Origin of the sequence: Pseudoxanthomonas yeongjuensis, assembly GCF_010093345.1 — a bacterium.
Classification (GTDB): domain Bacteria; phylum Pseudomonadota; class Gammaproteobacteria; order Xanthomonadales; family Xanthomonadaceae; genus Pseudoxanthomonas_A; species Pseudoxanthomonas_A yeongjuensis.
Genome location: NZ_PDWT01000001.1, coordinates 842421 through 858905 on the forward strand (window position 1 = coordinate 842421; position 16485 = coordinate 858905).

15 protein-coding genes and 4 tRNA genes are annotated in these 16485 nt (G+C 63.9%); 3 read left to right on the forward strand and 16 right to left on the reverse strand.

What is annotated here, in order from left to right:
* Positions 1 to 73 precede the first annotated feature (73 nt).
* The gene (locus tag CSC74_RS03705) at positions 74 to 511 is read left to right on the forward strand and encodes a carboxymuconolactone decarboxylase family protein (protein ID WP_162313048.1); all 438 of its coding nucleotides are present in this window, start codon (positions 74 to 76) and stop codon (positions 509 to 511) included.
* Between the two features lies 1 nt (position 512).
* Entirely contained in the window at positions 513 to 1412 is a 900-nt protein-coding gene (gene sigJ, locus CSC74_RS03710; RefSeq protein ID WP_162313049.1) for an RNA polymerase sigma factor SigJ, read from the forward strand.
* Between the two features lie 224 nt (positions 1413 to 1636).
* Here sigJ and CSC74_RS03715 read toward each other — a convergent pair whose 3' ends face one another.
* From CSC74_RS03715 to CSC74_RS03730, 4 genes are all read right to left on the reverse strand, one after another.
* Positions 1637 to 2071 (reverse strand): hypothetical protein, encoded by a 435-nt coding sequence (locus tag CSC74_RS03715; RefSeq protein WP_162313050.1) that lies wholly within the window; start codon positions 2069 to 2071, stop codon positions 1637 to 1639.
* 739 nt (positions 2072 to 2810) lie between these two features.
* Positions 2811 to 2885 (reverse strand) — tRNA-Val (locus tag CSC74_RS03720).
* 829 nt (positions 2886 to 3714) lie between these two features.
* The gene (locus tag CSC74_RS03725; protein ID WP_162313051.1) at positions 3715 to 4764 is read right to left on the reverse strand and encodes a DUF262 domain-containing protein; all 1050 of its coding nucleotides are present in this window, start codon (positions 4762 to 4764) and stop codon (positions 3715 to 3717) included.
* A 59-nt stretch (positions 4765 to 4823) separates the two neighbouring features.
* Positions 4824 to 5066: a helix-turn-helix domain-containing protein gene (locus CSC74_RS03730; protein WP_162313052.1), complete on the reverse strand. Its 243-nt coding sequence runs from the start codon at positions 5064 to 5066 to the stop codon at positions 4824 to 4826.
* 130 nt (positions 5067 to 5196) lie between these two features.
* On the opposite strand from CSC74_RS03730, the gene CSC74_RS17715 reads away from it, so the two are divergent.
* On the forward strand, positions 5197 to 5373 hold the full coding sequence (locus CSC74_RS17715; RefSeq protein WP_162313710.1) for a helix-turn-helix transcriptional regulator: 177 nt from the start codon (positions 5197 to 5199) through the stop codon (positions 5371 to 5373).
* A 360-nt stretch (positions 5374 to 5733) separates the two neighbouring features.
* Here CSC74_RS17715 and CSC74_RS03740 read toward each other — a convergent pair whose 3' ends face one another.
* The 12 genes from CSC74_RS03740 to CSC74_RS03795 form a co-directional block, all read right to left on the reverse strand.
* A complete protein-coding gene (locus CSC74_RS03740) occupies positions 5734 to 7356 on the reverse strand; it encodes an FMN-binding glutamate synthase family protein (protein WP_162313053.1) in 1623 nt (540 codons plus the stop codon).
* A gap of 44 nt (positions 7357 to 7400) precedes the next feature.
* Positions 7401 to 7487, reverse strand: a tRNA-Leu gene (locus CSC74_RS03745).
* Positions 7488 to 7695: 208 nt separating this feature from the next.
* Positions 7696 to 7769: transfer RNA gene (locus tag CSC74_RS03750), tRNA-Cys, on the reverse strand.
* Positions 7770 to 7855: 86 nt separating this feature from the next.
* Positions 7856 to 7931, reverse strand: a tRNA-Gly gene (locus tag CSC74_RS03755).
* Entirely contained in the window at positions 7922 to 8569 is a 648-nt protein-coding gene (gene pgsA, locus CSC74_RS03760) for a CDP-diacylglycerol--glycerol-3-phosphate 3-phosphatidyltransferase (RefSeq protein WP_162313054.1), read from the reverse strand. Before pgsA ends, CSC74_RS03755 begins: the two co-directional genes overlap by 10 nt.
* The gene (gene uvrC, locus CSC74_RS03765; RefSeq protein ID WP_162313055.1) at positions 8566 to 10425 is read right to left on the reverse strand and encodes an excinuclease ABC subunit UvrC; all 1860 of its coding nucleotides are present in this window, start codon (positions 10423 to 10425) and stop codon (positions 8566 to 8568) included. The genes pgsA and uvrC overlap by 4 nt, the downstream gene beginning before the upstream one ends.
* A gap of 11 nt (positions 10426 to 10436) precedes the next feature.
* Positions 10437 to 11858 (reverse strand): redoxin domain-containing protein, encoded by a 1422-nt coding sequence (locus CSC74_RS03770; protein WP_162313056.1) that lies wholly within the window; start codon positions 11856 to 11858, stop codon positions 10437 to 10439.
* A 24-nt stretch (positions 11859 to 11882) separates the two neighbouring features.
* On the reverse strand, positions 11883 to 12347 hold the full coding sequence (locus CSC74_RS03775) for a low molecular weight protein-tyrosine-phosphatase (protein ID WP_162313057.1): 465 nt from the start codon (positions 12345 to 12347) through the stop codon (positions 11883 to 11885).
* Positions 12344 to 13111: a 3-deoxy-manno-octulosonate cytidylyltransferase gene (kdsB, locus tag CSC74_RS03780; protein WP_162313058.1), complete on the reverse strand. Its 768-nt coding sequence runs from the start codon at positions 13109 to 13111 to the stop codon at positions 12344 to 12346. Before kdsB ends, CSC74_RS03775 begins: the two co-directional genes overlap by 4 nt.
* 224 nt (positions 13112 to 13335) lie before the next feature.
* Entirely contained in the window at positions 13336 to 14319 is a 984-nt protein-coding gene (lpxK, locus tag CSC74_RS03785) for a tetraacyldisaccharide 4'-kinase (RefSeq protein WP_162313059.1), read from the reverse strand.
* Complete coding sequence (gene msbA / locus CSC74_RS03790) at positions 14316 to 16061, reverse strand: lipid A export permease/ATP-binding protein MsbA (RefSeq protein WP_162313060.1); 1746 nt, start codon at positions 16059 to 16061, stop codon at positions 14316 to 14318. Before msbA ends, lpxK begins: the two co-directional genes overlap by 4 nt.
* Complete coding sequence (locus tag CSC74_RS03795; RefSeq protein ID WP_162313061.1) at positions 16058 to 16480, reverse strand: ExbD/TolR family protein; 423 nt, start codon at positions 16478 to 16480, stop codon at positions 16058 to 16060. Before CSC74_RS03795 ends, msbA begins: the two co-directional genes overlap by 4 nt.
* Positions 16481 to 16485: the final 5 nt, after the last annotated feature.

Here is a 16485-nt window from a genome sequence, read left to right on the forward strand (position 1 = left end):
TTTGACCCAGGGATGTCACAGCCGCCTGCCGTGGATCGTCGAACCTGCGAATCCAACGCCCAGGAGGCACCCCATGTCCCGTCCCGACGCACCCATCCTGCTCCAGAAACAACTTCCCGACGTCGTGCAGGCCCTGCTTGCCGTGTATACGCCGATCAACAAAGCAGCGGCGCCCGAGCCGGGCCTGCAGCATCTCGTCGTACTGCGCGCGTCGCAGATCAACCAGTGCGGCTACTGCGTGAAAATGCATACGCGCGAGGCGCGCGCCGATGGTGAAACCAACGAACGTCTGGATCGGCTGGTCGTCTGGCGCCATGTTGGCGACTACAGTCCCCGTGAACGTGCCGCGCTCGCATGGACCGAGGCCCTGACCCAGCTCGATCCGCGCGCCGATTACGGCCCGTTGCGCGCCGAGCTGCGTGCGCATTTCAGCGATGCGGAAATCGCCGCCTTGACCGCCACTATCGCAATGATCAATGTATGGAATCGCATCCAGGTTTCTGATCATTGACATGAGCGAGGCGGATCCCGCGCTGCGTTTCCAGGCCGCCCGGCCGATGCTGCTCGGGCTGGCCTACCGCATCCTCGGTTCGCGCGCCGACGCCGAGGATGCGGTGCAGGACACCTTCCTGAAATGGCAGGCTAATGAACGCGGCGACATCGTCAACGCCGAGGCCTGGCTGACCACGGCCTGTACGCGCCATTGCCTGGACCTGCTCAAGGCGGCGGATCGCGCACGCGTCGATTACGTCGGCACGTGGTTGCCCGAGCCCGTGCAGACCGCAGGCGATGCCACAGGCGACGATGATCCGTCCCGGGCGGCGACGCTGGCTTCCTCGTTGACGACCGCTTTCCTGCTGGCGCTGCAACGGCTGACGCCCAAGGAGCGCGCGGCCTATCTGCTCCACGAGATTTTCGATCGCCCTTATCCGGAAGTGGCCGCGACCCTGGAACTGCAGGAACCTGCGTGCCGCCAGCTGGTGACCCGCGCACGCCAGCACATCGGGCATGAGCGCGTGCGCCACGATACGCCGCCGGCCCGGCAGCGGCGCCTGCTGGATGCTTTCCGCGAGGCGATCAGCACAGGCTCGACCGCCGTGCTGGCGACGCTGCTGTCCGACGACGTGCGCCTGTCGTCCGATGGCGGCGGCAAGGTCACCGCGGCCCGACGCGTGATGCGTGGGCCGGGCGAGGTGCTGCGCTTCATCGAGGCCGGTCTGCACATCTGGTGGCCGCCAGAAGCGCTGGTGGAAGTCCCGCTCAACGGCGAGCCTGGCTTCGTCGTGCGCGATGGCGATGGCATCGTCGCGACGGTCTCATTCGCCTGGAACGACGCCGGCCAGCTGCAGGACGTCTTCATCATGCGCAACCCGGACAAGCTGGCGCGCGTTGGCGGGCCAGCGATCCACTAGGCCGTGAGCAGATGACGGAAAGCCGCCGGCGACCACTACGTCGCTGGCCTGGGAGTCGAACCGGTGGGTTCCAGGTATCGAATCGGAGAGCTCCAGGAGTCGAACTGGAGGGTCCTGGGAACCGAACCGGAGGGTTCCGGGAGTCGAACCGGCGGGTTTCACGGACAACCGAGCTGGCAATCCGCCTGCGGGTTCCGGTCTGCAGGGGCCTTGTCGGGAATCAGTCAGTCCAGGATCTCGGGCGCTATCCGGTGGTGCTCATGCATCTCGATGGCTGCCTTCAATAGACCGACATAGCCGAGCCCCAGGGTCAGGACACCGAAGCTCACTTCCTTGAGGATGCCGCCCTTGGCGACATACAGGCCGTATATTCCGAGCAACAGGAAGATCAGCGTCGTGGCCGAGATCGCGACCAGCGCGATCATTCCCTTCCGCGGGCTCTGCCAGACCTTCTTCGAAAATTCGTTCTGCGTTTTCGTCGTGTCCTGCAGCGTCGAGAAACCGACGCCCAGCCCGCTGAAGATCAACGCATTGTTGAGCGACGGCCAGAACGTGTCGAAACCGATGAAGTACGGATAGACCATGTAACCAAGCGCAATCAGCAGCAGCGGATACTGCAGATAGCTGATGATCTGGAAAAGCTGCTTTACCTTGCCCATGTATCCGTGGCTCCCCGCCCTTCTTCGCTGGCTGTTGCAGCATCCTAGCTCACAGCAGGCCCAAGCGGCATCCAGGAATCATGGAGAGCTCGCATGGCTCGCATAGTTCGGGGTGAACGAAGTGAACTCCAACAGCCCTCGACTTTCAGTCTGCGCACAGGCTCCGACTCCGACGGCGCCCCCCAATCAACGGGTGTTGCTTTCACTGGCGTATTGGCAGAGGAAACTATGAGGCCAGTCCAAAGTGCATGTTGGAATTCGCAAGTTCACCCCACGTCACTGAAACCGTTGCGTTGCGACCCGAAGCGGACATATGCATGAACCAGCAAAGGTGATAAAGACTCAGCATCTCCTCTGGATACTGCTATGGACGTCTTATCACCGCCTACTACTAAAGAGGACGGATTACACGAACATGTTGTCGCATGCAGCACCTCATTAGTGGGGGCGCAAGCCGGAATCGATCAAGCCATTCGCTATGCAGCGATGCTGGGCGCGCCAGTAGGAATTGTCAGCGATGGCCGACAATGGATTGGCTTTAGGGCCTCATGATCTGACGGGTTACCACCAACCGATGGTCTCGCAGCAGTAGCGCAGCCCGGGTAGAGCGCAGCGAAACCCGGGGCCCTTGGCGGATCAATTGAAGAGCACCGGGCTTCGCTGCGCTCTACCCGGGCTACCGTTTGCTACGCGCAACGAAAAAGGCCACGCGCTAGGGCGGCCTTTTTCGTTGAGACATTGGTGGGCGGTGCAGGGTTCGAACCTGCGACCCTTGCCGTGTGAAGGCAATGCTCTACCGCTGAGCTAACCGCCCTGAAATCAATAACTTACAAGCGATAGAGACGCCCAGTTTTCGCTGGTTGATACCCCATGGGGTATCGGATTCACCTCGCTAGCTGCATAGCATAACAAAAAATTTATTTGGCACAAAATTAATAGAGCATTGCCGTAGGACAGCAACGTTCGTGGTCACCCGACTGAGCCACTAGCCTACGCATCCCTCGGCAATCACTCTCATGTCGTCAAGCCAGGACACGAACGCATGTTGGGAGGTTACAGGGTCACGCCAAGCAGTTGCTTCCACTGGATGCCTTATGCGTGATGCGGTGTAAAAGGGTGAGAGAGCTTCCACATCAGCCTTATTCTGATGGTTGAGATGGGCGCATGCGTTGCGGACTAGCTGACAGTGTTTTGGACCATGTAAGCCGCCGCCTAGGTTTCGGACGAGGGTTGCTGCATTGCCGGGATTCAACTGAGTAACAACCCTAGTGATAACCAGGGGGTCACCCCAAGTTGGTTCGAACCGCATCACGCTATTCTCTGAACCAGCGTCGATGGGGCGGCGTTGCTTCACCTGGGTTGCAATATAGGAAGCCCGCTGCCAAGTGGCTGGTGCAATGGAGGCGGCATGAACGACCCCGCTTGCTGTTGTGCAGCCCGTGCTAGATCTCATAACGACCAATCGAACGAATCCGCAATACGCCTGCCAGGCATCCGATAACGCACCTTCGAGTCGGTGTCTCCGTTTCAGCCGGTCCGACTGAGCAACCAGAAGCAGCGCATCCTTAAACGCCTGCTCGCATCTGGCGAGCTTGAGCTCCAGCGCGAATCGCAGCGGGAACAGTTCCACCGAAGCCCCTCGCCTACAGCTGGTCTCTCAGTGCAGCGCAGATTATGGAAATGCGCTCAGTTCTTTGCGCCGCCCGGTTCGAACCTGCACTCATCGCTTCGACATACTCTGGATAACGGGACATGTCCTTGCTCTCGTGAGCGGCGGCCAATTCTAGAAGGTTGGCTACAGCACGCTCAGGGGGGCAGCCAAACGGCTGACCTATTGGTGCAATCCCTGTTTCTTCAAGAAAGTTCTTCAAGCCGTAGGCGTTATGGTAAAGAGCGCAAAACAGCGCATGCAGAGCGAACGGCTTCGTCATATACGACCCCCGTATGGGCGACAGGTCGCGTGCGATAACGTCGAACATCTGCAAGATTATCTTCTCAACGTTCTCCGCCTGCGGATAGGCACTGTCGTAGCGCTTATAGAGAACGTGTAGTTTTGCATCACTGGTACTAACGACACCCTCTTCGATGGCCAACACAACGTCTGCGACAAACGCCGCATCTGCCATTCTTACAATCTGTCGTGTAGTAAAAACATCCCACTCGGCCAACAATCCTGCTCGATCAAGCACACGATTGACCATGTCCTTGAACTCACCAAAGAACTCAGAGTGCCTCTTCTCTGCAGCGTTTAATGGCAAGGTGTATGCATTCATGCGGCGGAACATCTGAAGGATCTCAGTTCTGCCTGCATCCCGTATTACGTCGCTTGATACGACATAGAACAGGAAAGCGTCCTGCGTGTCATCGTCCAGATCAGAGAATTTCAGGCCATGATACTTCGCCGAGTTCTTACCTAGCGCGAACTTGTCTCCCAGAAAATCCTGGATGGTGGTGATGCGTTGCTGACCGTCAACGATCTCGGTCTTGACCTTCTTAGACTTTCGATCCAGGAACTCATGGAGATATATTTTGGGGAATGCATAGCCTTCGAGAATCGTGTCTATGAAATAGCTTCTCGACGCATTCGGCCATAGCCCTGGCGATCGCTGGTAATCTCGATTGGCAACAAGGTCGCCTCGGACCAACATGTCGCGCAGGTTCGCAATGGACAATTTGCTTTCGTCGAGCTTCATCACGATCTCCAGTAAGACGATGAACGCATGGCCGCGAAGCCCTGCCCTGCAAATAGGCGTCAGCCTTTTTTATGGTCCACAAGTCGGATCAATTCAGATGGCTCTACATCAAGGCCTCGACACACCATCAAAAAATCAATCACGTCCAACCGCCGCTCACCCTTTTCATACTTCGAAACGAAAGACTGAGTTCGAGCCAGCTTGGCAGCTAGTTCGACCTGGGTAAGGCCAGCTGCCTCGCGTGCTGCTATCAGCTCTCGCCGCAGCAAGACGTACTCATGGCTATTTAGCACCCGCGTCATTCAGCGAGGCTATAGCCCAAAATGGAATAACCCATTTTGGACTATTATATTAGTCAGGCATGGCGCGGTGCCATGTGAAAGCAGGAGGATGGCGAGAATGCGCAGGCAAACGAGGGAACTGAAACCGCCTATGCAGGACGAGTTTCTAACGACAAGAGAAGCGGCCGCCTTAACCAAGATGAGCGCAGCCTGGTATGAGAAAGCGAGGTGGCAAAAACGCGGGCCACCATTCCTGAGAAAAGGCCGAGCTGTTCGATACCTGCGGAGCGAGCTGATGAATTGGTGGACGGAAAATCCCGACCAGTAAGCGCGAAAAGTCACTATGGACTGACTTACTTGATACCCCATGCATACCCCACAGCGTAGGGACTCAGCAAGCACTGAAGTCAAAAGCTATACAGCGTAAGGGTTTTGAGCTGTGGCAGTCACCGCTGACTTACAGGTGTGAAGGCAATGCTCTACCGCTGAGCTAACCGCCCGAATGGGTGCGAATCGGGCCGCAGATGTTAAAGGTCGGGGCGGTTCTGGTCAATCAGCGCTTGACCTCGCTGGCTGCGAAAAGACCCGGGCTGGTGCCAGCTTGCTGTTGTGGGAGGGGCGTCAGCCCCGAGGGATGTGGGTGGAAAGGCATCGGGGCTTACGCCCCTCCCACAAGCAGCCCGCCCGCCTAACGGGACTTGGACTCGCGCAGGGAGCTGACCCGCGCCGGGGGCGCGAACGAATCGCTGCGGGCGTCGGCCCAGAAATTGTGGAAAACCGCGTGTTCCGGGATCCGGTTCAGCAGTTCCCCCGGCTCCAGGAACCGGAACAGTGCCGCCAGCGAACGGATCTCCACCGGCGAAATGCGCCGCAGGATGTGTTCCGGCCCCAGCTGCTCCGGATGCGACAGCCCCGACGCGCCCAGCAGGTCGCGCAGCGCCTTCAGCGTGTTGTCGTGGTACTGCTGCACCCGGATCGCCTTGTCGGCCACGTCCAGGTGCTGCCAGCGGTTGGGATTCTGCGTGGCCACCCCGGTCGGGCATTTGTCGTTGTGGCAGCTCTGCGACTGGATGCAGCCCAGCGCGAACATGAAGCCGCGGGCCGCGTTGCACCAGTCCGCGCCCATGGCCAGGGTCCGGGCGATGTCGAACGCGCTGGTGATGCGCCCGGCCGCGCCGATGCGTATGCGGTCGCGCAGGCCCAGGCCGACCAGGGTGTTGTGGACCAGCATCAGCGCCTCGTGCATGGGCACGCCGACATGGTCGATGAATTCCGCCGGCGCCGCGCCGGTGCCGCCCTCGGCCCCGTCGACCACGATGAAGTCCGGCAGGATTCCGGTTTCCTGCATGGCCTTGGCGATGCCGAACCATTCCCACGGATGGCCGATGGCCAGCTTGAACCCGGTCGGCTTGCCGCCGGACAGCTCGCGCAGCCGGGCCACGAATTCCAGCAGGCCCTTGGGCGTGGAGAACGCCGAATGCCGGGCCGGCGACACGCAGTCCACGCCCATCGGCACGCCGCGGGTGATCGAGATCTCGTGGCTGACCTTGGCCGCCGGCAACACCCCGCCATGGCCGGGCTTGGCCCCCTGCGACAGCTTGACCTCGACCATCTTCACCTGCGGCGCGCGCGCGTTCTCGACGAAGCGCTCCCCGCTGAAAGTGCCGTCGTCGTTGCGGCAACCGAAATAGCCGGAACCGATTTCCCAGACCAGGTCGCCGCCGGGTTCGCGGTGATAGGGCGAAATCGAACCCTCGCCGGTGTCGTGGTAGAAATTCCCGCGCCTGGCGCCCGCGTTGAGCGCACGGATGGCATTGGCCGACAGCGAACCGAAGCTCATCGCCGAAATGTTGAACACGCTGGCCGTATACGGCTGCGCGGATTCGCTGCCGATGACGATGCGGAAATCGTGCGATTCGATCTCGATCGGCGCCAGCGAATGGTTCAGCCATTCGTAATCGACGCTGTACACGCCCTGCTGGCTGCCGAACGGGACCACGTCGTTGACGCCCTTGGCGCGCTGGTAGACCAGGGCGCGCTGCTGGCGCGAGAACGGGACTTCGGCGGTGTCGCCTTCGATGAAGTACTGGCGCATTTCCGGGCCGACCGATTCCAGCCCGTAACGGAAGTGGGCGAGGAGCGGATAGTTGCGGCGCAGGGTGCTGCGCTTCTGCACGATGTCCCAGGTGCCCAGCAACGCCAGCGTGCCGAAACCGACGACGCCCCACCACCATGCAGGCGAATGCAGCGTCAGCAGCAACGACAGCAGTGCAAGGGCGATGCTGAGCGCATAGGCCAGGTAACGGGTCATCGTGTTCCTCGCGGCGTGTTGCGGACCGCCCCGAAGGTCGGCGATGGTGCCCGGAGCCGGAATCGAACCGGCATGGGGTTGCCCCCGGCAGATTTTAAGTCTGATGCGTCTACCAATTTCGCCACCCGGGCATGCGGATAGCTGGCCCGGTTGCGGGCGTGGATCATGATACGGGGAGGATGCTGAGAACGGGAACGTAGCGTCGGTTTATCGCACCCCTCCCTCATCCGGCCTGTCGGCCACCTTCTCCCGCTCGCGGGAGAAGGAAAGGACACTCCCCAACAAAAAACGCCCGCGATGGCGGGCGTTTTCAGCGAACCCACCGGCTGTCGCCGATGATGGAGGCCTGGGTCGGAATTGAACCGGCGTACGCGGCTTTGCAGGCCGCTGCATAACCACTCTGCCACCAGGCCGGTGACTCGCGCCGATTTGGGCGCTGAGGCGCTGATTGTAGCGCCCCACAAAACAAAACCCCGCGAACGGGGTTTCGTCGTGAAACTGGAGCGGGAAAAGGGACTCGAACCCTCGACCCCGACCTTGGCAAGGTCGTGCTCTACCAACTGAGCTATTCCCGCGTAGTGAGGGGCGGAATTTTACCGTCCTTACGCGAACTGTCAACAGCTGCCCGTTCATCCTCGCGCAAGGTTGGCCACGCGGCGCGCAAATACAGCGCTCCGGACCACAAGGTGAGGATGGCCGCGATCGCCAGCAACCAGTCGCCGATATGGAAAACCAGGCTGCCCATCCAGATATTGGTCTGCGGCGCACTGGCCGGGGTGACCGAATAAAGCAGGCAACCCAGCGCGACCATCTGCACGATGGTCTTGAACTTGCCCAGGGCCGCGACCTTCACTTTCGCGCGCTGGCCCAGTTCGGCCATCCATTCGCGCAGCGCCGAAACCGCGATCTCGCGGCCGACGATGACCGCCGCCCAGAACGCCATCCACGGAGTCGGATGGCCCTGCACGATCAGGAACAGCGCCACTGCCACCATCAACTTGTCGGCGACGGGATCGAGGAACGCGCCGAAAGCGGAAAACTGGTTGTAGCGGCGCGCGATCCAGCCATCCAGCCAGTCGGTCAGCGCCGCCAGCACGAACACGAACACGGCCGCGAAATTGGCCCAGGCATAGGGCAGATAGAACACCACGACCAGTACCGGGATCATGAAGATCCGCAGCAGGGTCAACCAGGTGGGGATGGTCAACTTCATTGCTTGGCTTGCTCGCTTCCTGCAACGGGAGGCGCCACTGGCGGCGCCAACCCATGCAGGTTAGCGTAGATTCGCTCGGCCAGCGCGGCGTTGATCCCTTCCACCCGCGCGATTTCGTCGATTCCCGCCGCTTTCAATCCCGCCAATCCACCGAAATGCTTGAGCAGGCTGGCGCGGCGGCGCGGCCCGATGCCGGCGATGTCTTCCAGCCTGCTGGTCATGCGCGCCTTCTGGCGTTTGCCGCGATGGCCGGTGATGGCGAAACGATGGGCCTCGTCGCGCACCTGCTGGACCAGTTGCAGCGCGGGCGAGGCGGCGCCGGGGTTCACTTCGCGGCCGTCGGCCAGGATCAGGGTCTCGTGGCCGGCGCGGCGCTCCACGCCCTTGGCCACGCCGACCAGGGTTACGCCGTCCACGCCCAGTTCGGCCAGCGCGGCGCGGGCCTGGGTCAGCTGTCCTGCGCCGCCATCGATCAGCAGGACCTCGGGCAATATCCCGCCCTCTTCCATCCCCCGCCGGAAACGCCGCTCGATCGCCTGGCGCATCGCCGCGTAGTCGTCGCCCGGCTCGATCCCGGTGATGTTGTAGCGGCGGTACTGGGAACGCACCGGTCCGTTGCCGTCGAAGACCACGCAGGACGCGACGGTGGCCTCGCCCATGGTGTGGCTGATATCGAAGCACTCTATGCGCTTGGCGGGTTCGGAAAGACCCAGCAGGTCGCGCAGGGCCTCGCCGCGCACCTGCTGCGCGTTGCGGCTGGACAATTCGCTGGCCAGGGTGATCTCGGCGTTGCGCGTGGCCAGCTGCAGGTAGCCGGCACGTTCGCCGCGCACGCTCCACTTCAACTGCACCCTGCGTTCGGCGGCGGCGGACAACGCCGTCTCGATCAGCGCAGCGTCGGGGATCTCGCGATCCAGCACGATTTCCTGCGGCGGGATCTGTTCCGCGTAGTACTGGGAAACGAAGGCGGCCAGCACTTCGGCGGCGCTGTCCTCGCCATTGGTCCTGGGGAAGAAGGCGCGCGTGCCCAGGTTGCGGCCGTCCCGGAACGCGAGCAACAGGACGCAGGCACCGGTGCCCTGCATGGCGCAGGCCAGCACGTCCAGGTCGGCGGCGCGCCCGTCCACGTACTGGCGGGATTGCATGCTGCGCAGCGAACCGATCAGGTCGCGCAGGCGCGCGGCCTGTTCGAAATCCAGGCGTGCGCTGGCCGCTTCCATCGACGCGCCGAGTTCGCTGGTCAGTTCGTCGCTGCGACCATCCAGGAACAACGCGGCGCGGCGCACCGAATCGGCGTAGTCCGGCACCGGCACCAGGCCCACGCAGGGTGCGCTGCAGCGTCCGATCTGGTGCTGCAGGCATGGCCGGGTGCGGTTGCGGAACACGCTGTCCTCGCAATTGCGGATCTTGAACAGCTTCTGCATCAGGTTGAGCGTGTCGCGCACCGCGCCCACGCCGGGGTATGGGCCGAAATAGCGCGCCGCCACCGCACGCGGCCCGCGATGCATGGCGATGCGCGGCCACTGCTCGGTGGTCAGCATCACGTAGGGATAGCTCTTGTCGTCGCGCAGGGAGACGTTGTAGCGCGGGGCCAGCGACTTGATCAGCTGGTTTTCCAGCAGCAGCGCCTCGCCCTCGGTACGGGTGACGGTGACGTCCATGCGCGCGACCTGGGCCAGCATGGCGTGGATGCGCGGGGTCTTGGGACTGTTGCTGAAATAACTGGACACGCGCTTGCGCAAGGCGCCGGCCTTGCCCACGTACAGCAGGCTGTCGTCGGCGGCATACATGCGATAGACGCCCGGCGCGGTGCTCAGCCCCGCCGCGTATTCCTTGCCGTCGAACCTGCCTGCCACGCCCGCGCCCGTCACTCGTCGATCGCGACCCGGCCCAGCTCACCGGTGGCGGGGTCGAAGCGCAGCACCGCGTGCGCGTCGGTCTCGGCGATCCACACCGCGCCGGCCGCGACCGAAAGCCCGGCCACGCCATGCAGGCGCCGCGGCAACGGCACCGCGGAGACTTCGCCCCCGCCCAGACGCAGCGTGCGCAGCTTGCCGTTGCCGCTGTCGGCGATCCACAGCAACGGCGCATCGGGGCTGAGCGCGATCGCCCGTGGATTCTGCAGGCGCGCGCGCTCGCGTGGGCCATCGGCATCGCCGAATTCCCAGGCGCCCTGCCCCAGCAATGTCTGCACCGTGTTGTTGCGCAACTGCAGCGAACGCACCGCCGAGCCCAGCGCATCGCAGACGTACAACACCTGTTGCACGCCGGCCAGCGCCGTCGGCTGGGCGAAGGCGGCCATGGAGCCGCTGCCGTCGCGCACCTCGAGCTGGCCGGAGCCGGCGCGACAGGTCAGCTCGCCGCGACCCAGGCCATAGCTCCAGATGCGGTTGTCGCCGGCCAGGGCCAGGTGCACTTCGCTGTCGGTCGCGAACACCGCTTGCGGCTGGTTCAGGGCGATATCGCGCGCCGAGGACACGATGCCTTCGACCGGTTCCCCGGCACGGCCGTTGCCGCAGATGGTGTCCACGCGGCCGCTGCGCAGCATGATCCGGCGCAAGGCATGGTTGCCGGTATCGGCCACGTACAGCACGTCGCGGACCAGGGCCAGCCCGTGCGGGCGCCGGAATGCGGCTTGCTCCAGATCGCCATCGATGAAATCGGCGGTGCCCATGCCGAACTGGCGCAGCACGCGCCCGGCATGGTTGCATTCGAGGATCCGGTGATGGCCGCTGTCGGCCACGTACACGCGATCCTCGGTCGCTGCGATGCCGCCCGGGAAGCGCAGCGGCAGGCGCGGCTCGGCGCTGGCTTCCACGAACGCACGCAAATCGTCGTCGTTCGGCATCGGCAGCGCGTCGCACAACGCCGCCAGCGGCCGCTCCAGTTCGGCCATCGAATCCAGGCCGGTCACGCGTTCGCGAACCTGGCCATTGGCGTCGATCAGCAGCACCGTCGGCCAGGCCTCGATGCCGAAGCGTTGCCAGGCCTGCCAGTCGAGGTCGTGCAGGATGGGAAAGTTCACGCCCTGGCGGCGCAACTGTTTCAGCACGTACTGCGGATCGCGCTCGCAATCGAAGCGCGGCGCGCACACGGCCAGCGGCTGCAGGCGCCCCGGATAACGGGTGTGCAGCTGGGCCACGTCGCGCAGGCGCTGCCATGACCAGGCCGATGCGCCATTGACGAAGACCAGCGCCACCACCCGCCCGCGCTGCTCATGCAGCGAGCTCGCAGGGGCATTGAGCCATTGCAGGTTGCCTGGGAGTTCAGGTGCGGGATAAGTACTCATCGGTATCCCGATTATGCCGGAGTCTCACTGCGCGCACAGTCGGGCCACAACCGCCTGTGCCGCCGAATCGACCAGTCGCCATGCATGCTCGAACTCCGCGGGGCCGCCGGTGTAGGGATCGGGAATGACGCCATCGCCGTCGATACCGGCCCATTCCATCAGCAAGGCGGCCCTGTCGCGCGCGTTTGCCGGTGCCTGGGCGATGACACCGCGCAGGTTCTCGCGGTCGGCGCACAACAGCCAGTCGAATTCCGCGTAGTCCTGCTTGCGCAGCTGGCGCGCGCGCAACATGGAAATATCCACGCCATGCCCGCGTGCGCAGGCGATGCTGCGCGGATCCGGTAGCTTGCCGGCATGCCAGCCCGCCGTTCCCGCCGAATCGACCGTCACCTTCGCGGCCAGTGGCGAAGCGGCGATGCGCGCACGCAAGGCGCCTTCGGCCATGGGCGAGCGGCAGATGTTGCCCAGGCAGACCACCAGCAGTTTCAAACGGCACCCGCGGCCAGATGGGCCTCGGCGCGGGCCAGGTCCTCCGGCGTATCCACGCCTGGCGGGAACGGTTCCGGGGTGAGCGCGACGGCGATGCGGAAACCCGCTTCCAGCGCGCGCAGCTGTTCCAGCGATTCGATCCCTTCCAGTCTTCCTGGCGGCATCTTCGCGAACCGGCGCAGGAACCCGACGCGATAGGCGTAGATGCCGATATGGCGCAGGCATTCGCCGGGAACCAGCGCGCTGCGATCATCGGCGAAGGCATCGCGATGCCAGGGAATCGGCGCGCGGCTGAAATACAGCGCATCGCCGCGCTGGTTGCGGACCAGCTTGACCGCGTTGGGGTCGAACAGGATTTCCGGATCGTCGATGGCGGCGGCCAGGGTGGCCATTTCCGCGCCGCTGGCAGCCAAAGCCTCGGCGACGGCGCGGATGCCCGACGCCGGTGCGAATGGTTCGTCGCCCTGCAGGTTCACCACCAGGGTGTCGTCGGGCCAGCCGGCGATATCCGCGCATTCGGCCAGGCGATCGCTGCCCGAAGCATGCGCGGCGGAGGTCATGGCCACGCGCACCCCGGTTTCACCCAGGGCCTCGACGATGCGCGGGTCGTCGGCCGCGACCCAGACTTCGCGCGCGCCTGCGGCCAGCGCACGGCGGGCGACGTGCACCACCAGTGGTTCGCCGCCGAGCGCGCGCAACGGCTTGCCCGGCAAGCGCGTGGCGGCATAGCGGGTGGGAATGGCGACTATGAAATCGGGAGGCATGGTGGGGAGTGAGGAGTGAGGAGTGAGGAGTGAGGAACGAGGAACGAGAAACGAGAAACGAGGAACGAGAAACGAGGAACGAGGAACGAGGAACGGCGTGACTTTTTTGTTCGTCATCGTGGTTTTCGCCAGGATGACAGGGAAGAACAGGACATCCATGTCGGGCGGTGTACTTGCATTCAATTGATGTCCGCCAACTGCCAGCGCACATCACTTACTGTTTCTTATCTCTTGCCCAGCTTTTCCAGCAGCGCGACCCAGAACGCCTCCGGCAGTTCCGCGGTCACCGGCACGCTGTAATGCCACTCGTTGGCGAACGCCGCGCATTTGACCGCGTCCTTCTCGGTCATCAGCACCGGCAGTTCGCTGCCGAACTCGAAATCCGCGGCCACGTAGCGATGGTGGTCGGCGAAGGCATGCGGGACCACGCCGATCGCCAGGCTGCGCAGCATTTCGAAGAACCGTTGCGGGTTGCCGATGCCGGCAACCGCATGCACGCGGTGCCCGCCGAAGGAAGCCAGCGGGCGGCTGCGCCCACCACGCATCGGCACCGCGCGATCGGCGTGCAATTGCATGGACCATTCGCCGAAGCTGGCGTCGCCGCCGTTGACCACGCGGAAATCGCATTCCGCGCCGCGTTCCGGCGGCTCGCGCAGCGGACCGGCAGGCAACAGCCGGCCATTGCCGTAGCGGCGGCGGCCATCGATGACTTCGATTTCCACGTCGCGGCGCAGGCGGTAGTGCTGCAGGCCGTCGTCGCAGACGACCACGTCGCAACCGGCCGCGATCAGCTCGCGTGCGGCCGCGGACCGGGACCGGTCCACCCGCACCGGCACGCCGGCCCGGCGCGCGATCAGTATCGGCTCGTCGCCGCCCAGCGCGGGCGGCGTATCGGCCTCCACCCAGGCGGCGCTGCTTTCATCGCTGCGCCCGTAACCGCGGCTGGCGACGCCCGGTTTCCATCCCGCGTCCCGCAGCCGCTGCACCACTGCGATGGTCAGCGGCGTCTTGCCGGTGCCGCCCACGGAAACGTTGCCGATCACGATCACCGGCACCGGCAGCTTGTGGCTGCGCAATATTCCTTTCCGGAACAGCTTGCGGCGCAGGGAAACGACCGACGCGTACAGCCCGGCCAGCAAACGGGCATGCCAGGGCACTGCCGCATCGCCATACCAATACGCGGGAGTCTTGTCCTGCAGCTTGCTCACTCGGTTTCCCGGAACTGCATGCCGTGCAAGTGGGAATAGAGTCCGCCCTTGGCCAACAGTTCGGCATGCGTACCCTGCTCCACCAGCTTGCCTTGATCCAGCACCAGCACCTGGTCGGCATGCTCGATGGTGGACAGGCGGTGGGCGATGACCAGCGTGGTGCGGTCGGGCATCAGCTTCTGCAAGGCGTTCTGCACCAGGCGCTCGGATTCGTTGTCCAGCGCGGCGGTGGCTTCGTCGAGGATCAGGATCGGCGCGTCGCGCAGGATCGCGCGGGCAATGGCCAGGCGCTGGCGCTGGCCACCGGAAAGCAGCGCTCCGTTTTCGCCGATCGGGGTCTCCATCTGCTGCGGGAACCGCTCGATGAATTCCCAGGCGTTGGCGGCTTCGGCGGCGGCACGGAGCTTCACCGGATCCGCTTCCGCGCCATAGGCGATGTTGATGCCCACGCTGTCGTCGAACAACATCACTTTCTGCCCGACCAGCGCGATCTGCCGACGCAATTCGGTGAGCCGATAGTCCTCCAGCGGTATGCCATCCAGGGTAATCAGGCCGGCGGTCGGTTCATAGAACCGCGGCACCAGCCGCACCAGGCTGGTCTTGCCGCTGCCGGAGCGCCCGACGATGGCAGTGACCGTGCCCGGCCGCGCGGTGAAGCTGATGTCGCTCAACACGGTGCGCTCGTGGCCCGGGTAGCGCAGGTCCACGTGGGAGAACATCAACTCGCCGCGCGCGCGCGCTACCGAAACCTGGCCGCGGTCCTGTTCCTCGGTCGCGTCCAGCACGCCGAACAGGCGTTCTGCCGCGGCCACGCCGCGCGAAATCTGGGTCTGGATGCTGGTGATGCGCCTCAACGAAGGGATGATCGCCATCATCGAGGTCATCAGCACGATGAACTGGCCGGCATTCAGGCGTCCCACCAGCGCTTCGCGGGTCGCCACCCAGACGATCGCGGCCAGCGCGAACGCCGCCAGGAACTGCACCGTGCTCGAGGCCAGCGCGCGCGTGGTCTCCACCTTCATGTTCAGGCCGAGGATGCGGTTGGCCAGCTTCGCGTAGCGCGAGATCTCCAGGCGCTGCGCGCCGTGCACCTTGACGTCCTGCTGCGCGGCCAGCGACTGCTCCGCTGCCTGGGCCATGCGCCCCATGCCATCCTGGATGCCGCCGCTGATCTTGCGGTAACGCTTGCCCACGTACGACACGATGATGCCGATCAGCGGTGCGATCACCAGCAGCGCCAGGGTCACGCGCACGCTGGACTGGAGCATCGAAACCACCATGTAGACGATGGTCAGCGTATCGGTCACCACGGTCTTCAGCGCATCGGCGCTGGCCTGCGTCACCTGTTCGGTGTCGTAGTTGAGCCTGCTGACCATCACCGGCGTGGCTTCGCCATCGAAATGCGACGAAGGCAGGCGCAGGTATTTCGCCAGCACTTCTTCGCGCAGGTCCCTGACCACGCTGCGCCCGGTGCGCGCCATCCCGTAATCGGAAACGAAGGTGGCGAAACTGCGCATCACGAAAATCACGACGATGGTCAGCGGCAGGATCACCGCCATCTTCGGATCCGGATGCACGAATCCCTGGTTGGTCAGCGGCTCCATCAGGCGCACGAACTTATAGCCGGCCGTGGCCTCGATGATCATCCCGACCAGGGCTGCGCCCAGGAACCAGCGGTAACGGGCGGTATAACCGAGCAGGCGCCTGTAGATCGGCCAGACCGGCGTGCGCGACTTGCTCATTTGCGCTGCTCGGGCGCCGTGGCGATGGAGATCCTGCGGAACCCCAGTTGCCCCAGCGCATCGAGCGCGGTGACCACCGCCTGGTGCGGGGTACGCGCATCGGCGCGCAGCAGCACCGCGCGACCGTGATCATCGCCACCGACCTGGGCGATGGTCTGCTTCAGCGAGTCGATATCGGTGCGCAGCACTTCCTGGTCGCCGACGAAATAGCGGCCCTCAGCATTGATCAGCACGCTCAGCGACCGGGTCTGGTCGCTGGCCGGCTCGCCGGTGGCGCTGGGCAACTGCAGTTGCAGGGTCGAACGCGCATCGAAGGTGGTGGTGATGACGAAGAAGATGATCAGCACCAGGATCACGTCGATCAACGGGATCAGGTTGATCTCCGGTTCGTCGTGGGCACGGTCGTCGCGGATGCGCATGCGGG

Coding starts and splice junctions, on each gene's coding strand:
- CSC74_RS03725 (WP_162313051.1), bottom strand. CDS start 4,764: ATGAAGCTCGACGAAAGCAAATTGTCCATTGCGAACCTGCGCGACATG.
- CSC74_RS03770 (WP_162313056.1), bottom strand. CDS start 11,858: ATGAGTACTTATCCCGCACCTGAACTCCCAGGCAACCTGCAATGGCTC.
- CSC74_RS03705 (WP_162313048.1), top strand. CDS start 74: ATGTCCCGTCCCGACGCACCCATCCTGCTCCAGAAACAACTTCCCGAC.
- sigJ (WP_162313049.1), top strand. CDS start 513: ATGAGCGAGGCGGATCCCGCGCTGCGTTTCCAGGCCGCCCGGCCGATG.
- msbA (WP_162313060.1), bottom strand. CDS start 16,061: ATGAGCAAGTCGCGCACGCCGGTCTGGCCGATCTACAGGCGCCTGCTC.
- CSC74_RS17715 (WP_162313710.1), top strand. CDS start 5,197: ATGCAGGACGAGTTTCTAACGACAAGAGAAGCGGCCGCCTTAACCAAG.
- kdsB (WP_162313058.1), bottom strand. CDS start 13,111: ATGCCTCCCGATTTCATAGTCGCCATTCCCACCCGCTATGCCGCCACG.
- CSC74_RS03740 (WP_162313053.1), bottom strand. CDS start 7,356: ATGACCCGTTACCTGGCCTATGCGCTCAGCATCGCCCTTGCACTGCTG.
- pgsA (WP_162313054.1), bottom strand. CDS start 8,569: ATGAAGTTGACCATCCCCACCTGGTTGACCCTGCTGCGGATCTTCATG.
- CSC74_RS03795 (WP_162313061.1), bottom strand. CDS start 16,480: ATGCGCATCCGCGACGACCGTGCCCACGACGAACCGGAGATCAACCTG.
- CSC74_RS03730 (WP_162313052.1), bottom strand. CDS start 5,066: ATGACGCGGGTGCTAAATAGCCATGAGTACGTCTTGCTGCGGCGAGAG.
- CSC74_RS03715 (WP_162313050.1), bottom strand. CDS start 2,071: ATGGGCAAGGTAAAGCAGCTTTTCCAGATCATCAGCTATCTGCAGTAT.